Source organism: Arthrobacter sp. Ms25 (assembly GCF_059090365.1).
In genome coordinates this window covers 979,544-995,954 of record NZ_JBNHFP010000001.1, presented here as the reverse complement: position 1 = coordinate 995,954, position 16,411 = coordinate 979,544, and the positions used below count along the sequence as shown (strand labels likewise).

Annotated in this window: 17 protein-coding genes and 2 tRNA genes; 16 read left to right on the top strand and 3 right to left on the bottom strand. The window is 66.7% G+C overall.

Annotated features, from left to right (window positions below):
• The first annotated feature begins 119 nt into the window (after window positions 1-119).
• The 8 genes from AC5RT8_RS04650 to thiL all read left to right on the top strand — a co-directional run bounded on the left by AC5RT8_RS04650 (window position 120) and on the right by thiL (window position 6,095).
• On the top strand, window positions 120-863 hold the full coding sequence (locus AC5RT8_RS04650) for a DUF1648 domain-containing protein (RefSeq protein WP_494094502.1): 744 nt from the start codon (window positions 120-122) through the stop codon (window positions 861-863).
• Window positions 864-907: 44 nt separating this feature from the next.
• Window positions 908-1,681 carry a fumarylacetoacetate hydrolase family protein gene (locus AC5RT8_RS04645; protein WP_494094501.1) on the top strand — a complete coding sequence of 258 codons (774 nt, stop codon included), beginning with the start codon at window positions 908-910 and terminating at the stop codon, window positions 1,679-1,681.
• A complete protein-coding gene (locus tag AC5RT8_RS04640; RefSeq protein ID WP_494094500.1) occupies window positions 1,681-2,277 on the top strand; it encodes a hypothetical protein in 597 nt (198 codons plus the stop codon). Before AC5RT8_RS04645 ends, AC5RT8_RS04640 begins: the two co-directional genes overlap by 1 nt.
• A 39-nt stretch (window positions 2,278-2,316) precedes the next feature.
• Window positions 2,317-3,834: a glutamate--tRNA ligase gene (gene gltX / locus AC5RT8_RS04635; protein ID WP_494094499.1), complete on the top strand. Its 1,518-nt coding sequence runs from the start codon at window positions 2,317-2,319 to the stop codon at window positions 3,832-3,834.
• 11 nt (window positions 3,835-3,845) lie between these two features.
• Window positions 3,846-4,571 carry an HAD family hydrolase gene (locus AC5RT8_RS04630; RefSeq protein ID WP_494094498.1) on the top strand — a complete coding sequence of 242 codons (726 nt, stop codon included), beginning with the start codon at window positions 3,846-3,848 and terminating at the stop codon, window positions 4,569-4,571.
• 111 nt (window positions 4,572-4,682) lie between these two features.
• A tRNA-Gln gene (locus AC5RT8_RS04625) sits at window positions 4,683-4,754 on the top strand.
• A 124-nt stretch (window positions 4,755-4,878) separates the two neighbouring features.
• Window positions 4,879-4,951: transfer RNA gene (locus tag AC5RT8_RS04620), tRNA-Glu, on the top strand.
• A gap of 130 nt (window positions 4,952-5,081) precedes the next feature.
• Window positions 5,082-6,095, top strand: coding sequence for a thiamine-phosphate kinase (gene thiL, locus AC5RT8_RS04615; RefSeq protein WP_494094497.1), 1,014 nt, complete (start codon window positions 5,082-5,084; stop codon window positions 6,093-6,095).
• 61 nt (window positions 6,096-6,156) lie between these two features.
• On the opposite strand, the gene AC5RT8_RS04610 is transcribed toward thiL, so the two are convergent.
• Window positions 6,157-6,579: a potassium channel family protein gene (locus tag AC5RT8_RS04610; protein WP_494094496.1), complete on the bottom strand. Its 423-nt coding sequence runs from the start codon at window positions 6,577-6,579 to the stop codon at window positions 6,157-6,159.
• Between the two features lie 35 nt (window positions 6,580-6,614).
• Complete coding sequence (locus tag AC5RT8_RS04605; RefSeq protein WP_494094495.1) at window positions 6,615-7,334, bottom strand: IclR family transcriptional regulator; 720 nt, start codon at window positions 7,332-7,334, stop codon at window positions 6,615-6,617.
• A gap of 112 nt (window positions 7,335-7,446) precedes the next feature.
• Here AC5RT8_RS04605 and leuC point away from each other — a divergent pair, with 112 nt between their 5' ends.
• The 6 genes from leuC to AC5RT8_RS04575 all read left to right on the top strand — a co-directional run bounded on the left by leuC (window position 7,447) and on the right by AC5RT8_RS04575 (window position 14,114).
• Window positions 7,447-8,898, top strand: coding sequence for a 3-isopropylmalate dehydratase large subunit (leuC, locus tag AC5RT8_RS04600; protein WP_494094494.1), 1,452 nt, complete (start codon window positions 7,447-7,449; stop codon window positions 8,896-8,898).
• A 10-nt stretch (window positions 8,899-8,908) separates the two neighbouring features.
• Window positions 8,909-9,508 carry a 3-isopropylmalate dehydratase small subunit gene (leuD, locus tag AC5RT8_RS04595; RefSeq protein ID WP_494094493.1) on the top strand — a complete coding sequence of 200 codons (600 nt, stop codon included), beginning with the start codon at window positions 8,909-8,911 and terminating at the stop codon, window positions 9,506-9,508.
• Window positions 9,509-9,775: 267 nt separating this feature from the next.
• A complete protein-coding gene (murA, locus tag AC5RT8_RS04590) occupies window positions 9,776-11,116 on the top strand; it encodes a UDP-N-acetylglucosamine 1-carboxyvinyltransferase (protein WP_494094492.1) in 1,341 nt (446 codons plus the stop codon).
• Between the two features lie 9 nt (window positions 11,117-11,125).
• Window positions 11,126-11,920, top strand: coding sequence for a lysophospholipid acyltransferase family protein (locus AC5RT8_RS04585; RefSeq protein WP_494094491.1), 795 nt, complete (start codon window positions 11,126-11,128; stop codon window positions 11,918-11,920).
• Window positions 11,917-12,960: an NAD(P)H-dependent glycerol-3-phosphate dehydrogenase gene (locus AC5RT8_RS04580; RefSeq protein WP_494094490.1), complete on the top strand. Its 1,044-nt coding sequence runs from the start codon at window positions 11,917-11,919 to the stop codon at window positions 12,958-12,960. Before AC5RT8_RS04585 ends, AC5RT8_RS04580 begins: the two co-directional genes overlap by 4 nt.
• Before the next feature lie 11 nt (window positions 12,961-12,971).
• Window positions 12,972-14,114 (top strand): D-alanine--D-alanine ligase family protein, encoded by a 1,143-nt coding sequence (locus AC5RT8_RS04575; RefSeq protein ID WP_494094543.1) that lies wholly within the window; start codon window positions 12,972-12,974, stop codon window positions 14,112-14,114.
• Here AC5RT8_RS04575 and AC5RT8_RS04570 read toward each other — a convergent pair.
• On the bottom strand, window positions 14,111-14,587 hold the full coding sequence (locus AC5RT8_RS04570) for a DUF3515 domain-containing protein (RefSeq protein ID WP_494094489.1): 477 nt from the start codon (window positions 14,585-14,587) through the stop codon (window positions 14,111-14,113). The genes AC5RT8_RS04575 and AC5RT8_RS04570 overlap by 4 nt on opposite strands.
• A 93-nt stretch (window positions 14,588-14,680) precedes the next feature.
• Between AC5RT8_RS04570 and AC5RT8_RS04565 the strand changes: the two genes are divergently transcribed.
• Together AC5RT8_RS04565 and AC5RT8_RS04560 are read left to right on the top strand one after the other, a co-directional pair.
• Entirely contained in the window at window positions 14,681-15,682 is a 1,002-nt protein-coding gene (locus AC5RT8_RS04565) for an LCP family protein (protein WP_494094488.1), read from the top strand.
• Window positions 15,683-15,686: 4 nt separating this feature from the next.
• Window positions 15,687-16,406 (top strand): hypothetical protein, encoded by a 720-nt coding sequence (locus tag AC5RT8_RS04560; protein WP_494094487.1) that lies wholly within the window; start codon window positions 15,687-15,689, stop codon window positions 16,404-16,406.
• The last annotated feature ends 5 nt before the right edge of the window (window positions 16,407-16,411 follow it).

Sequence of the window (16,411 nt, the reverse complement as noted above, 5' to 3'; positions counted from 1 at the left end):
TCCGGGAGGATGTGGGAGAGTAGGTCACCGCCGGACAATATTTGTGTAGAGGGTCAGGTCCCGCACCATTGGTGCGGGACCTGACCTGTTTAACCGGCAGTTCCCGGTAGGTTTAGGGCATGCAGTCGCACGTCGAGACCAAAATCATCGCCGGCCGCGGCCTTCTCTGGTGGATCTATCTTCTTCCGGTGCTCGTACTGGGGGCCTGTTGGGCTTACGGATCCTCCATTTATGCTTCCCTGCCGGAGACCATCCCCACGCACTGGGGTGCCGGCGGCGTTCCGGATGAATGGAAGCCGAAGTCTTTCGGCACTGTCTTCTTCCCCCTGATCATGGGCGCCGGTACCAGCGCGCTCCTGGCAGTGGTGGCCGCCGTCGTGCCCGTCATGGTTCCGGCGGAGAAGGACGCCTCGGACTGGGAGATCTATCGCCGGGAGGGAATGATCCGCGGCACGGTTGCCTCCCTGGGCGCGACTGCCTTCCTCATCGCGCTGCTGATCGGTGGGCTGACGGTGGCCGGCTGGCGGACCCCGGACCGTGTACCGGCCGGACCGGCCCTGCTCATGGTGCCCCTGATAATTGCCTGCCTGCTCCTTTGCTACGGTGCAGCCGCCCGCTGGGCACGGCGCAGGGCCGGCCGGGACGGTGTCCGTCCGACGCAGAAGGAACAGGACGAGGACAGGCTCTGGGTGGGCGGCATTCTGTACAACGATCCCGCCGATCCCCACATCCTGGTCCCCAAACGCAACGGGTCCGGGACGGGTCTGACGGTGAACGTAGGCAACCGCAGGGGGCGCATCGCCGTCGTCGTGTTCCTGCTGGTGTTTGTTGTCCTTCCCACGGCCCTTTTCCTGGCCGCCTAGGTACCGCCTGCGGCTTCGCGAGTTTCTCCACTAGGCTTAGACCCATGCGTATTGCTCGATTTGTACAGGACAGCGACCCCGCCTTCGGCGTGGTCGGCGGAGAAGAAGGCAGCGAAGAAATCGCCGTCATTAAGGGTGACCCGTTCTTTTCGGGCGTCCAGCTGACGGGGGAGCGGCACAAACTGGAAGACGTGCGCCTGCTGGCACCGATCATTCCGCGCAGCAAGGTGGTGGGTATCGGGCGCAACTACGCGGACCATGCCAGCGAAATGGGCAACGACGTTCCGCCGGCACCGCTGATGTTCCTCAAACCCAACACCTCGGTGGTGGGTCCCAACGATCCCGTGGTGCTTCCCTCCTTCTCGGACGAGGTCTCCTACGAAGCCGAACTCGCCGTCGTCATCGGCCGCATCTGCAAGGACGTGCCGGTTGAGCGCGTGGACGAAGTCATCTTCGGATACACCTGCGCCAACGACCTCACGGCCCGCGATGCCCAGCGCACCGATGACCAGTGGGCCCGCGCCAAGGGCTTCGACACCTCCTGCCCCCTCGGGCCGTGGATCGAAACCGAACTGGATCCGGAGAACACCGCGGTCCGCGGCTACCTCAACGGGGAGCTGGTCCAGGACGGCAACACCGATTCGATGATCTGGGGCGTCAAGGAACTGGTCTCCTACGTTTCGCAGGCCTTCACGCTGCTGCCCGGCGACGTCATCCTCACGGGCACCCCGGCCGGCGTCGGCATCATCAGCGACGGCGAACGTTTCGAGGTCGACATCGAGGGCATTGGCCGACTGGTCAATACCGTCCGCAGCTGATGCCGCGCGGAGCGGTCCGGGAGACCGGACGCCACATGGCAGGGGCCTCGTTCATCTGGTCCCTGGTTCTCCTGGCCGCTCCGTTCCTGAGCCTGCCGCCGGGTGAGGCCCTGCCATGGGGTGCAGGTGCTGCCCTGCTGATGGGCGTGTTCCCGGCCGTCCTGGTCTCCTACCTGCAGCGCCGCAATGACCTGCGCCGCCTGCCGCCGGCGTCCCTTCCGCCCACCGTGCTCGGTGCCGCCGCCCTGGCCTTCATGTTCCAGCGCATCATCCTTTGGCTGCAGGGGCCGCTGCCGCTGTCGGCTGCCGTTTTCGCCCTGCTGGCCGGCGCCGTCGTGCTTCTTATCGCCAATGCCTTTACCTCCTGGTCCTGGCTGGACGTCAGCCTGGGGGCCGGTGCCGTGATCCTGGGGTCGACGGCGGCGCGGCTTCTTCCGGGACTGCCGGGAGCAACGGCGGGGATCATCATCGCGGCCGTGCTTACCGGCTTCCTCGCCCTTCGCTTGCGGCAAGGGACCCGGCACCTGGCCGCAGGTGCGGCCGGAGCCGTTGCGGGCGGCGGTCTCTTCCTCTGGCTCCTGTCCATCACGGAATAAGCCGGCCGCGGGGAAGAAGAGTCTAAACTGGGAACCATCATGACTAACGCTCCCACTCCCTTAGCCGACCTTCCCACCGTCACCGATGACACGCCCGTGCGCGTGCGCTTCTGCCCGTCTCCCACGGGCACCCCGCACGTCGGCCTCATCCGGACCGCCCTCTTCAACTGGGCCTATGCCAAGCACACCAAGGGAACCATGGTGTTCCGCATCGAAGATACCGACACCGCCCGCGACAGCGAGGAGAGCTACCTTCAGCTCCTCGATGCGCTGAAGTGGCTCGGCATCACGTGGGATGAGGGCGTGGAAGTGGGAGGGCCGCACGAACCGTACCGGCAGTCCCAGCGCGGGGAGATCTACCAGGACGTCATCGCCAAGCTGCGCGATGCCGGGTATGTGTACGAGTCCTACTCCACCCCGGAGGAAATCGAAGCACGCCACCGTGCCGCAGGCCGCGACATCAAGCTCGGCTACGACAACTTTGACCGCGACCTGACGCCCGAGCAGATCGAAGCCTTCAAGGCTGAAGGCCGCTCACCCGTGCTCCGCGTCCGGATGCCCGACGAAGACATCACCTTCACCGACCTGGTCCGCGGCGAAATCACGTTCAAGGCCGGCACCGTTCCGGACTTCGTGGTGGTCCGCGCCAACGGCGCCCCGCTCTACACCCTGGTCAACCCGGTGGACGATGCCCTCATGGGCATCACCCACATCCTGCGCGGTGAAGACCTGCTCTCCTCCACCCCGCGCCAGATTGCCCTGTACCGGGCGCTGATCGACGTCGGCGTGGCCCGGTACATGCCCCTGTTCGGACACCTGCCCTACGTCATGGGCGCCGGGAACAAGAAGCTGTCCAAGCGCGATCCGGAATCCAGCCTGTTCCTGCACCGGGAACGCGGCTTCATTCCCGAGGGCCTGCTCAACTACCTGTCTCTGCTGGGCTGGTCCCTGTCCGCGGACGAGGACATCTTCACCGTGGACCAGCTGGTGGAAAACTTCGACATCCACAACGTGCTGGCCAACCCCGCCCGGTTCGACCTGAAGAAGGCGGAGGCCATCAACGGCACCCATGTGCGGATGCTCGAGGCGGAAGATTTCCGCAGCCGCCTGGTCCCGTACCTGCAGCACGCCGGTCTGGTGGGGGAGACCCTCACTCCCCGCGAAGAAGAGATCCTCACCGAAGCGGCGCCCCTGGTACAGGAACGCATCACCCTGCTGGGCGAAGCTCCGGAGATGCTCGGGTTCCTCTTCAAGGCCGATGACGCCGTTGACGTTGCCGACGACGCCCGCAAGGGCCTGCCGGCGAACCTAGGCGAGGTGCTCGACGCCGCCCTGGCCGCTCTGGAGTCCGTGGAAGACTGGACCGCGGAGAACATCCAGGCCGCGCTGCGCCAGGCACTGGTGGAAGACATGGGCATCAAGCCGCGGCTGGCCTTCGGTCCGGTCCGCACGGCCGTGTCCGGGCGCCGGATTTCCCCGCCGCTGTTCGAATCCATGGTCATCCTCGGCCGGGAATCCTCCCTCGCACGGATCCGCGCGTTCCGCGCCGCAGCGTAGGGAACCGCACCATGGGCAGGTCCGTTGATGCAGTGCTGTTCGACATTGATGAAACCCTGATCGACCTGCAGGCTGCCATGGGCAGCACGCTGCAGGCCCTCGGCACTGCGGACCTGACCCATTTCACGGCGGCGGACTGGGAGTCCTACACCTCCCTGTTCGCCGCCGACCCGCAGGGGCACTACGACGCCTACCTTGCCGGCCGGCTGAGCTTCGCCGACCAGCGGGTGCTGCGCCTGCAGCACGCCCGCGAACAGGCAGGGCTGGCGCCGCTGGACAGCGACGCGGCCCTGGCCTGGAACGAGGCCTACGAAGCGGAGCTGCCGCGCTACTTCCGGGCGTTCGACGACGTCGTGCCCCTCCTGGATGCGCTGGACGCCCGCGGCATTGCGTACGGGGCGGTCAGCAACAACGTCCACGACTACCAGCGGGCCAAGCTGGACGCCGCCGGGCTGCAGCGCATCAAGGTCCTGGTGGGCATCGACACCGTCGGCGTTGCCAAACCGGAACCGGCGATCTTCCATGAAGGCGTCCGTTTGCTCGGCAGTGCTCCCGGGCGCACCGCCTATGTGGGGGACAACCTGGCGGTGGACGGCGTGGGAGCAGCCAACGCCGGGCTGCAGGGCGTTTGGCTCGACCGTCCGGGCAATCCTTCTCCGGTGCGGACCGAAGGTGCGGCAGTCCCGGCCGGGGTGTCCACCATCGCCTCGCTCGGGGACCTGCTGGCGCTCGTCTGAGCCGGCACCGGGCCGGTTTTGTACTTGCTCCGAAACCCGTGTATAGTTATATCTCGTGCTGAGGGGCTGAGGCCGGGAAGAACTTCCCGCGAAACAGCCGGATAAGCGCAATGGGATATGGTGTAATTGGCAACACATCGGTTTCTGGTACCGACATTCTAGGTTCGAGTCCTGGTATCCCAGCGGTCATCAATCAAGGGTTTAGCCCCGATTGGTTTCCTCTGAAGGAGTATGAAATACTCCTTTGGCCGGTTCGCTGAAACCGGCAAGGAAGTGCACGGGAAGGAATTTCCGGAGCACTGTACACGGCCCCATCGTATAGCGGCCTAGTACGCTGCCCTCTCACGGCGGTAACGCGGGTTCGAATCCCGCTGGGGTCACAGATAACCGGCTCCGGACAATATGTCCGGGGCCGGTTTTGTTATGTCCGGGGATATCACGGTCTGTCCGATTCGCTGCCGTGCTACTTTCAACACCGTATCCGCACCGCCATCACTCGAGGAACAGCCCGTGCCGCCTGACGCCCTGACCGTGGACCAGCTCGATGAAAAGGCGCTGCTGGCCCGGATCTTTCCCCGCCTGGGACCAACGACGGCGATGGTGGGCCCCGGGGATGACGCAGCAGTGATCGCGGCTCCGGACGGCCGGACGGTGATTTCCATTGACACCCTTGTCCAGGACGCCGACTTCCGCCTTCTGTGGCCCTCGGGCTACCGCACCACGGGATTCAACGTGGGGTGGAAGTGTGCCGCGCAGAACCTCGCGGACATTGCCGCCATGGGCGCGGTTCCCACCTCGCTCGTGGTCAGCCTGACGCTGCCGGGCAGTACCCAGGTGGCCTGGGTGGAGGACCTGGCGACCGGGCTGAGGGCGGGGATTGAGTCCCTGATGTTCGACGCCGGCCGCTGTTCGGTGGTCGGCGGTGACCTGGGGCGCGGCAGCCAGGTTGTTGTGACGGCAGCCGTGACCGGTGATCTCGAGGGCCGTGCCCCGGTCCTGCGCTCCGGCGCCCGCGCAGGGGATATCCTGGCGCACTCCGGTGCGCTGGGAGCTGCAGCAGGGGGCCTTGCCGTGCTGGAAAGCAGCCTGGACTACTCGACCGTCCGCGAAGAGGATGACCAGCTTCTTGCCGCCCTCGCGGCGTCGCAGAACCGGCCCCACCCGCCGGTGCACCGCGGACCGCGCGCTGCGGTGGCCGGCGCCACGGCCATGCTCGATGTCTCCGACGGCCTGGTGCGGGACGCCGGCCGGATTGCGCGGGCCTCGGGCGTGGCTATCGACCTGGACACCGGTCACCTCATCTCCCGCGCTGAGACGCTGGCCCCGGCCGCCGCCCGGCTGGGTGCGGATCCGCTGGCCTGGGTGCTGGGCGGGGGAGAGGACCACGGCCTGCTGGCCACGTTCCCGCCGGACGCAATGTTGCCCGAGGGATTCGTCCGCATCGGCACGGTATCTGAAGGCGGGGGAGTGACCTTCGGCGGCGACGTTCCGCCGGTGACGGGCTGGGACCACTTCGCCGGCTGAGCGGTTTGCGCGGTTTGCCGCTGGCCGACCTGTCGGGGGATAGTCTCAATCCGGGCAGGATTCAGCGCAGGATATGCCGTTCCCGGACGCGCTGGGCCAGGGACAGAAGCTGTTCGCGCGAGAGGTCCGGCAGGTGCTCCAGATCGTCAATAAAATCGTTCAGGGAGTTCTTGGACCGGACCCGCAGCAGTTCGTTGTAGAAGCCCACGATGATGCCGGTCAGCAGCGCGACCACCAAGATCCCGTAGAGTGCCACCGCCACCGTAATCAGCCGGCCGGCCAGGGTGACCGCCACATAGTCCCCGAACCCGATGGTCGTGAAGGAACTGAAGAGGTACCAGAGGCTGTTACCAAAGTCCGGGATCCCGGGCTCAACTCGGGGCAGGAGCAACGCCGCCACGCCAAGGGCCATCAGGAAGCCGTAAAGGACATAATCCGCGCTGGTAACCCGGATGATGTTCCACAGCACGCGCAGCCGTTTCATGGGAACCTCCCGCGTTGGAGAGTCCCAATATAGGGTTACTCGCCGCCCTTGCGCAGCGCCTCGGTCAGCTGGGCTCCTGCCTTGGCCACCACTTCCGCGTGGACGCGGCCCGGCTGGCGGGTAAGGCGCTCGATCGGTCCGGAAATCGACACGGCGGCAATCACCCGGCCGGACGGCCCGCGCACCGGTGCTGACACGGACGCGACACCGGGTTCGCGTTCACCCAGGCTCTGGGCCCAGCCGCGGCGCCGGACACCGGCCAGGACGGTAGGGGTGAAGCGGGCATTCTGCAGGCCCTCAAGGAGGCGGTCGTGGTCCTCCCAGGCCAGCAGGCACTGGGCAGCGGACCCGGCTTTCATCGACAGTTGGGTGCCGACCGGGATGGTGTCACGCAGGCCAATCGGGCGCTCGGCGGAGGCAACACACACCCGCCACTCGCCCTGCCGCCGGAAGACCTGCGAGCTTTCCCCGGTTGCGTCCCGCAGCGCCAGCAGCACCGGCCCGGCGGCGGCAATAAGTCGGTCTTCTCCGGCGGCGGAGGCCAGTTCCACGAGGCGGCCGCCCAGGACAAAGCGGCCCTGGATATCACGGCCGACCAACCGGTGGTGCACCAGGGCCAGCGCCAGCCGATGCACGGTGGGGCGGGCGAGGCCGGTCGCGGAAACCAGCTGTGCGAGCGTGGTGGGCCCGGCCTCCAGTGCATCCAGCACCATGGCCGCTTTATCGATAACGCCTACCCCGCTCGCTGTGTCCATAAGCTGATACTGCCGTCTCACTATCTGAGATGCAAATCGAAAAGCTGGACCGCCCGCTCCGCCTGCTGGTTCTCTTAAGGAACTACGGACTGAACCAATGAGGGGTACCGGTATGGGAGAGCATGTGGCAGGCAGGACGCTTGCGCAGAAGGTCTGGGATGAGCACGTGGTCCGCAAGGGGGAGGACGGTGCTCCCGACCTGCTGTACATCGACCTCCACCTCGTCCACGAAGTCACTTCGCCCCAGGCCTTCGAGGGGCTGCGGCTGTCCGGGCGCGGGCTGCGCCGCCCGGACCTGACCATCGCCACCGAGGACCACAACACGCCCACCTTGGCCATCGACAAGCCCATTGCCGATCCGGTGAGCCGCACCCAGATCGAAACCCTGCGGGCCAACTGCGCCGAGTTCGGTGTACGGCTGCATCCGCTGGGGGACGCCGAGCAGGGAATCGTCCACGTGGTCGGCCCGCAGCTGGGCCTGACCCAGCCCGGGCTCACCGTGGTCTGCGGCGACTCCCACACCTCCACGCACGGCGCGTTCGGTGCGCTGGCGATGGGCATCGGCACGTCCGAGGTCGAGCACGTGATGGCCACGCAGACCCTGTCCCTGAAGCCGTTTAAGACCATGGCCATCAACGTCGAGGGCACGCTGCGGCCGGGCGTCACGGCCAAGGACATCATCCTGGCGGTGATCGCCAAGATCGGCACCGGCGGCGGGCAGGGCTACGTGCTGGAATACCGCGGCTCGGCCATCCGCGCGCTGTCGATGGAGGCGCGGATGACGATCTGCAACATGTCCATCGAGGCCGGCGCCCGGGCGGGAATGGTGGCACCGGACGAGACCACCTTCGCCTACCTCCGGGACCGCCCGCACGCGCCGCAGGGCCGGGACTGGGACGCCGCCGTCGAGCACTGGAAGTCCCTGGCCACGGACGACGACGCCGCGTTCGACGCCGAGGTGTTCCTCGACGCCGACACCCTGGAGCCGTTCGTCACCTGGGGAACCAACCCCGGGCAGGGCGTTCCGCTTTCCGAAGCCGTTCCCGCGCCCGAGGACTTCAGCAATGACAACGCCCGTGCCGCCGCTGAGCGGGCGCTGAGCTACATGGACCTGGCGCCCGGAACACCCATGAAGGACATCCGGGTGGACACCGTCTTCCTCGGCTCCTGCACCAACAGCCGGATCGAGGACCTGCGGATAGCTGCGGACATCATCCGCGGCCGGCAGAAGGACCCCGCAGTCCGGATGATGGTGGTGCCCGGCTCCGCGCGTGTCCGGCTCGAAGCGGAGGCGGAAGGCCTGGACCGGGTGTTCAAGGAGTTCGGGGCCGAATGGCGCTTTGCCGGCTGCTCCATGTGCCTGGGCATGAATCCGGACCAGCTGGAACCGGGGGAGCGCTGCGCCTCCACCTCCAACCGCAACTTCGAGGGCCGGCAGGGCAAGGGTGGGCGCACCCACCTGGTCTCACCCGTGGTCGCAGCTGCCACGGCCGTCCGCGGAACACTCAGCTCACCTTCGGACCTTGACCCGCTGCCCGGCGCCGTCGTCGGCACCGCAGCCTAGGAGAACCGCCATGGAAAAGATCACCACCCACACCGGAATGGGTGTCCCGCTGCGCCAGAGCGACGTCGACACCGACCAGATCATTCCGGCCGTCTACCTCAAGCGGATCACCCGCACCGGGTTCGAAGATGCCCTGTTCGCCGGCTGGCGGAAGAACGAGGACTTCATCCTGAACCGGGAACCCTACAACCGGGGCTCCGTCCTGGTGGCCGGGCCGGACTTCGGCACCGGCTCCTCCCGGGAGCACGCCGTGTGGGCGCTGAAGGACTACGGCTTCCGGGCCGTGCTCTCCTCCCGGTTCGCCGACATCTTCCGTGGGAACGCCGGCAAACAGGGCCTCGTGGCCGCGCAGGTGGCGCAGGATGACATTGAACTCATCTGGAAGGTCCTGGAGGACTCCCCGGGAACCGCCGTCACCGTTGACCTGCAGGCCCGGACCGCGGTCTGCGGCAGCGTCACGGCCCCCTTCGAGATTGACGAGTACACCCGCTGGCGCCTGCTGGAGGGACTGGACGATATTGCCCTGACCCTGCGCCACGAGTCCGACATCACGGCCTTCGAGGCGGAACGTCCGGCCTACAAACCCGCCACGCTTCCCGCCCGGCAGTAGGGCTTCCCGCCCGGCGGGGGCCATCCGGCACGGTGCCGGTTTGCGCTCCCGCAGGTTTTCTGCCCCCGGCGCAGTCCCGATAGCATGGATAGGCCCCGCTGCGGCGGGGCCTATCCGCGTTTCCGTGCGGTGCGCATGACCGGAATCACACCCGACCTGCGCGTCGGAGGGGCGGAGTTATTTCAGTAAGCAGACGCTTCCTCATATGCTTGAGTGCAGTCTCTTATTGCTTCCGGGGCTCAACTATTTATAAGAAATCAGGTGTTCATGGGTAGCGTCCTCACCATCCGAGGCGGTGTTCCTCTCTCCGGGAAGGTACCGGTCCGCGGGGCGAAGAATCTGGTCCCCAAGGCGATGGTTGCGGCCCTGCTTGGCAACGGCCCGTCCACACTGCGCAACGTTCCGGAAATCAAGGACGTTGAGGTAGTCACGTCCCTGCTGCAGCTGCACGGCGTCGAGGTCACCAAGGACCCCGTCACCGGCGACCTCACCATGGACCCGAAGAACGCCAAGACGGCAGCATCCAAGGATATCGACGCCCACGCCGGCGACTCCCGCATCCCGATCCTGCTCTGCGGTCCCCTCATGCACAGCCTGGGCGAAGCCTTCATCCCCGACCTCGGCGGCTGCAAAATCGGCGATCGGCCCATCGACTACCACCTGCAGATGCTGCGCAACTTCGGTGCCGTGGTGGAAAAGCGCCCCGGCGGTATTTCCATTTCCGCACCCAAGGGCCTGAGCGGTGCCAAGCTGGAACTGCCCTACCCGAGCGTCGGAGCCACCGAACAGGTGCTCCTGACGGCGGTCAAGGCCGTGGGCATCACCGAGCTGCGCGGCGCTGCCGTGGAGCCGGAAATCATGGACCTGATTGCCATCCTGCAGAAGATGGGCGCCATCATCTCGGTGCAGACGGACCGGGTGATCCGCATCGAGGGCGTGTCGGAACTCAGCGGCTACAACCACCGTGCGCTTCCGGACCGCAACGAGGCTGCTTCCTGGGCTTCCGCGGCCCTCGTCACCAAGGGCGATATCTACGTGGAGGGCGCGGACCAGAAGGACCTCACCGCGTTCCTGAACACCTACCGCAAGATCGGCGGCGCCTTCGACATCGACGACGGCGGCATCCGGTTCTACCACCCCGGCGGTGCGCTGAATCCGCTCGTGCTGGAAACCGACGTGCACCCCGGCTTCATGACCGACTGGCAGCAGCCCCTCGTGGTTGCCCTGACCCAGGCGGAGGGCGTGTCGATCGTGCACGAAACCGTGTACGAGAACCGCTTCGGCTTCACGGATGCGCTGATCCGCATGGGCGCCAACATCCAGGTGCACCGTGAATGCCTGGGCAGCGTTCCGTGCCGTTTCGGCCAGCGCAACTTCCTCCACTCGGCCGTCATCGCCGGATCCGTGCAGCTGCGCGGCGCCGAGATTGACATCCCGGACCTGCGCGGCGGCTTCAGCCACCTCATTGCGGCCCTGGCTGCGGAGGGCACCTCGCGGGTCACCGGCATTGAGCTGATCAACCGCGGGTACGAGCACTTCCAGGACAAGCTCGAGGGCCTCGGAGCGGACTTTGATGTCACTTCCGGCGTATCTGCCGGACTCCGGTAGCCTGACCGCATGACCGAATCGAATAAGTCACGGGTTGTCTTTGCCCTGCTTGCCGGAACACTGCGGCCGGTATTCAATGTTTTCCTGAAAAAGCAGTGGCAGGGGGCGGATAACCTGCCCCGGGATACGGGTTTCATTGTCTGCCCGAACCACGTGACTGAAATCGATCCGGTGGTGGTGGGGCATTTCCTGTACAACCAGGGCCGCCCGCCGCACTTCCTGGCCAAGGCATCGCTTTTCAAGGTGCCCGTGCTGGGACCGGCACTGTCCGCCACGAACCAGGTCCCGGTGGAACGCATTTCCACCGGGGCCGCCGGTTCCCTGGACGCCGCCCGCGAAGCTCTCGACGCGGGACGCACCCTGGTGATCTACCCCGAAGGCACCCTGACCCGCGATCCGGACCTCTGGCCCATGAAGGGCCGGACCGGCGCGGCGCGGCTGGCACTGCAGACCGGGGTCCCCGTGATTCCGATCGCCCACTGGGGCGCGCAGGACGCGTTCCCGCGCTACGCCAAATTCCCCAAGCTGTTCCCCCGCAAGCGGGTGCGGCTGGTGGTCGGCAAGCCCGTGGACCTGTCCGAGTTCGACGGAATGCCGATCAGCAAGGCCGTGCTGGATGCCGCCACGGAGCGGATCATGTCCGACCTGACGGACATGATCTCCAAGCTCCGCGGCGCCCAGCCGCCCGCCGAGCGCTGGAACCCCGTGGCCAAGGGCCAGCGGCAGGTAGGCCGCTCCTTTGAGACCCGACCCAGCGGATCCAAGACAGAAACACCATCAACCGAACCGGAGGCCGGCCAGTGACCGCCCGCAGTGAACACCCCGCCGTCGTCGCCGTCCTTGGTGCCGGAAGCTGGGGTACCGCTTTCGCCAAGATCGCCGCCGACTCCGGCGCCGAACGCGGCACCGATGTCCGGCTCTGGGCCCGCCGGCCCGAGGTGGCAGAGGACATCAACACCCGGCACCGCAACACCCAGTACCTCAAGGACACTGTCCTGCCCGCCAACCTGCGCGCCTCCACGAACCTTGCCGAGGTGCTCACGGGAGCCGGGATGGTGGTCCTCGCCGTTCCGGCCCAGTCCCTCCGCGCCCAGCTCCGGGACGTGGCGCACCTCATCCCCGCCGACGCCGTCGTCGTATCGCTCATGAAGGGCCTCGAACGCGGCACGGACGCGCGGATGAGCCAGGTGATCGCCGAGGAACTGGGGCTGCCCCCCGAGCGCATCGCCGTGGTATCCGGGCCGAACCTTGCCATGGAGATTGCCCGCCAGGAGCCCACCGCGTCCGTGGTGGCCTGCACCGACCTGGATACCGCAGCATGGATCGCCGAGACCTGCACCGCACCCTACTTCCGTCCCTACACCAATGTGGACGTGGTGGGCACGGAGATCGGCGGCATCGTCAAGAACGTCATTGCCCTCGCGGTGGGAATCTGCGACGGCAAGAACATGGGAGACAACACCAAGGCCTCGGTCATGACCCGCGGCCTGGCCGAAACCACACGCCTGGCCCTGGCCATGGGCGGCAACGCGGAAACCATGGCCGGCCTCGCCGGGATGGGTGACCTGATTGCCACCTGCTCCTCGCCGCTCTCACGCAACCACACCGCCGGTACGCTGCTGGCCCAGGGCCTGAGCCTGGCGGAGGTCAATGCCTCCATGACGCAGACCGCCGAGGGCATTAAGTCCGCGCAGGCCGTGCTGGACCGCGCCACCCAGCTGGGCGTCTACATGCCGATCACCGAAAACGTTGTCGCCGTACTCCAGGGCGTTATTACTGTTGATGAACTGGGCCCGCGACTGCTGGCCCGCGAACTGAAATCCGAAGGTGTGTCCGTTCCGTGACTGTTGAACCCCTGCCCGCTGCTGCCGTAACGGACTCTCCCGGAGCCTCCCGCCCCCGCGTGGCCGTCCTGTTCGGCGGACGTTCCAGCGAGCATGCCGTCAGCTGCGTGACCGCAGCAGGAGTGCTGCAGGCCATCGATACGGCAAAGTACGACGTCGTTCCCATCGGCATTGCGAAGAACGGCCAGTGGAGCCTGGTCTCAGCTGATCCCGCGCAGTGGTCCCTGCGCGCCGCCACCCTGCCCGAGGTTCCCGCATCGGAGGAATCCGTGGTGCTCTCGTCGCAGAACGGCAGCCGCGAACTGGTGGCCCACTCCGCCGGCAGCCTGCCCCGGAGCCTCGGCCCGGTCGACGTCGTGCTTCCGCTGCTGCACGGGCCCTTCGGCGAGGACGGAACCCTCCAGGGCATGCTGGAAATGGCGGACATCCGCTACGTCGGTGCCGGCGTTCTGGCTTCGGCCGTCGGGATGGACAAGCACTACATGAAGGTGGTCTTTGAATCGGCCGGCCTGGCGGTCGGTCCGTACGAGGTCATCACCGACCGGCAGTGGCTGCGGGATCCGCAGGCCTGCCTGGACCGCGCCGGTGCCCTGGACTTCCCGCTGTTCGTCAAGCCGGCCCGCGCCGGGTCTTCCATGGGCATCACCCGGGTCACCAACCCCGCGGAACTGCCGGCCGCCATCGAAGCCGCGCGCCTGCACGATCCGAAGGTCGTGGTGGAAGCCGGGATCACCGGCCGGGAGATCGAGGTGGCCGTCCTGCAGGGACGCGGCACCGAGGACCCGCGCACCAGCCAGCCCGGCGAAATCGCCGTGCACGACGGCGGCCACGACTGGTATGACTTCGAAGCCAAATACGTGGACGGCACCGCTGCGGAACTGAGCTGCCCGGCCGACCTGCCCGCGGATATCTCCGCCCAGGTGCGCCGGCTCGCCGGCGTTGCGTTCGACGCCGTGGGCGGGGAAGGACTGTCCCGGGTGGATTTCTTCTACACTCCGGACGGCCAGCTGATCATCAACGAGATCAACACCATGCCGGGCTTCACGCCCATCAGCATGTACCCGCAGATGTGGGCCAAGTCCGGGCTGCCGTACAGCGAGCTGATCGACGAGCTGATTTCCCTCGCCCTGGCCCGGAAGACCGGGCTGCGCTAACCCTGCTGTTCCAGCTCCAGGGTGTCCTCGGGGCTGAGGCACTGGCGGGTCGGCTCGATGTTGGACACGGCGTTCTGCAGCTGGACCAGGACCGTGGAGGAAGCGACTTCGTTCGGATCGAACATCACCTCCACCGCCGGTTCCCGGCCGTAGGTGGTGGCGGTCCAGGTCTCCTCGCCTTCCCGCAGGATCCAGTCGACGCCGTTCACCTCGGCGCACGGGTCGGTGGTGGGGCCGGGGACCGGGACCCCGCACTTCAGGATCGCTTTGGACGGGTTGCCCCACACTGCAGTGGACTGGCTGTCGGTGTCCCGCAGTTCATAGCCGGCCATCTCACCCGGCAGCGCCACCATCACGGCGGCGCAGCCCGGGTTGGCGGCGTCGGGGGCGGACTCGATGCTGGCCACGGGGCTGCAGCCGGTGGCTGCCAGCGCCGAAAGTGCGAGTACTGCGGACAGGGCGTAGAACTTCATGCTTTCAGCGTATCTGCCGGGGCGCTCCCGGCCTGAATCGGGAGGGCCCGGGAGTGTATAGACTCATACCGCCACCGACCTGAGGAAAAAGACTTGAGCGAGTACTCCCTGTCCCCGGACTACCAGCCACGGAAGCGGCATCCGGTCCGTAACGTCCTGCTGGTGCTGCTGACCCTCGTGCTGGTGGCGGCCCTGGCGGTTGGGGGATACCTGTGGCATCTGGCCCGGACCTTCGACAACGGAACCACCACGATTGCCGATGCCCTGCCGGAGAACAGCCCGGCAAAAACCGACGCAGCCAAGGACTCGCAGAACATCCTGCTCCTGGGCAGCGACACGCGGGACCCGGCGTCCGGAGATGCGCGGTCCGACACCATGATGCTCGTCCACCTTCCGGGGGACCGGAGCGGCGTCTACGTGATGTCGATTATGCGCGATACCTTCGTGCAGATCCCGGGACACGGGGAAGCCAAGATCAATGCGGCTATGGCACTCGGAGGTGTTTCCCTGACCGTGGACACCGTGCAGACGCTTTTCGACGCGCCGATTGACCATGTGGCAATTATCGATTTCGAAGGCTTCCAGGGCCTGACGGACGCACTGGGCGGGGTCACCGTCACCAACGACGTGGCCTTCCAGTCCGAGGGCGCCGAGGGGGAGTTCTTTGCCGCCGGCCCCATCACTGTTGAAGGGGAGTCGGCGCTGAAGTACGTCCGGGAGCGGTATGCCTTTACCGACGGAGATTACCAGCGGGTCAAGAACCAGCAGGCTTTCCTCCGCGGCGTTATTTCCGGGGTCCTGAACAAGGGAACCCTGACCAACCCGGTGAAGATCAGCAACGTCGTGAGCGAAATATCGCCGTACCTGAGCGTGGACGAGGACCTGGACGCGGCAGCGGCCGGCGGACTGGCAGCCAGCCTCGTCAACATCCGCTCCGGGGACATCTCCATGTTCACCCTGCCGAACGCCGGAGTGGGTACCTCCGCGGACGGACAGTCGATTGTGGTGCCGGACTATGCTGCCATTGATGACATCGCCGCCGCTCTCGACGACGACACGATGGCGGCCTATGCGGCTGCCGAGCGGGGGAACTAACGCCATGCAACGCATTCCTGCCCGCCGCCCCCTGGGCGCCCTTGCCGGCGCCCTGGTAGCGGCCACGCTGTTTGCCGGCCCCGCGCTGGCCGAGGGGACGGAGCCACCGCCAAGCGATCCGCCGGTGGTAGTGACCCCGCCGGAACCTGGTCCGACCACACCCGCGCCCGAACCTGCCCCGCAGCTGCCGCCGGCACCGGCACCGCCGCAACCGGCCCCACCGGCCCCCGCGCCCGAACCGTCCCCAAGCCCCCGGGCCAACCAGATTGACCCGGTGACCGGGTACGTCGTCGACCCCGCCACCGGCTACCTGATCCATCCGGGCACCGGGCTGCTCATCGAACCGGTGACCGGTAATCTCATCGATCCGGTCACCCGGTTCTACACGGGGACGGTCTGGGATCCGGTAACCATGGAAATCGTGGATCCGGCCGATGAACCTACGCCGACACCGACACCGACGCCCTCGCCGTCGTCCACCCCTTCCGCTTCGCCTACCGCTTCCCCTACCGCCTCCGCCACACCGTCGGCCACTGCGGCCACGCCTCGGCCCACACCCTCCGCAATTGCCGCCGAAAACGTGAATTCCGATTCCGGCGGCACGGATTGGATCGTGCGGGGCGGCGTCGTCCTGCTGCTTTTGGGTGCCGGAGTGTTCTATTATCTAAAGCTTCGGGGATCCACCACATCGCTTCCGTTCAAAGCAGGCGAGAACGAAGCATAAGATGG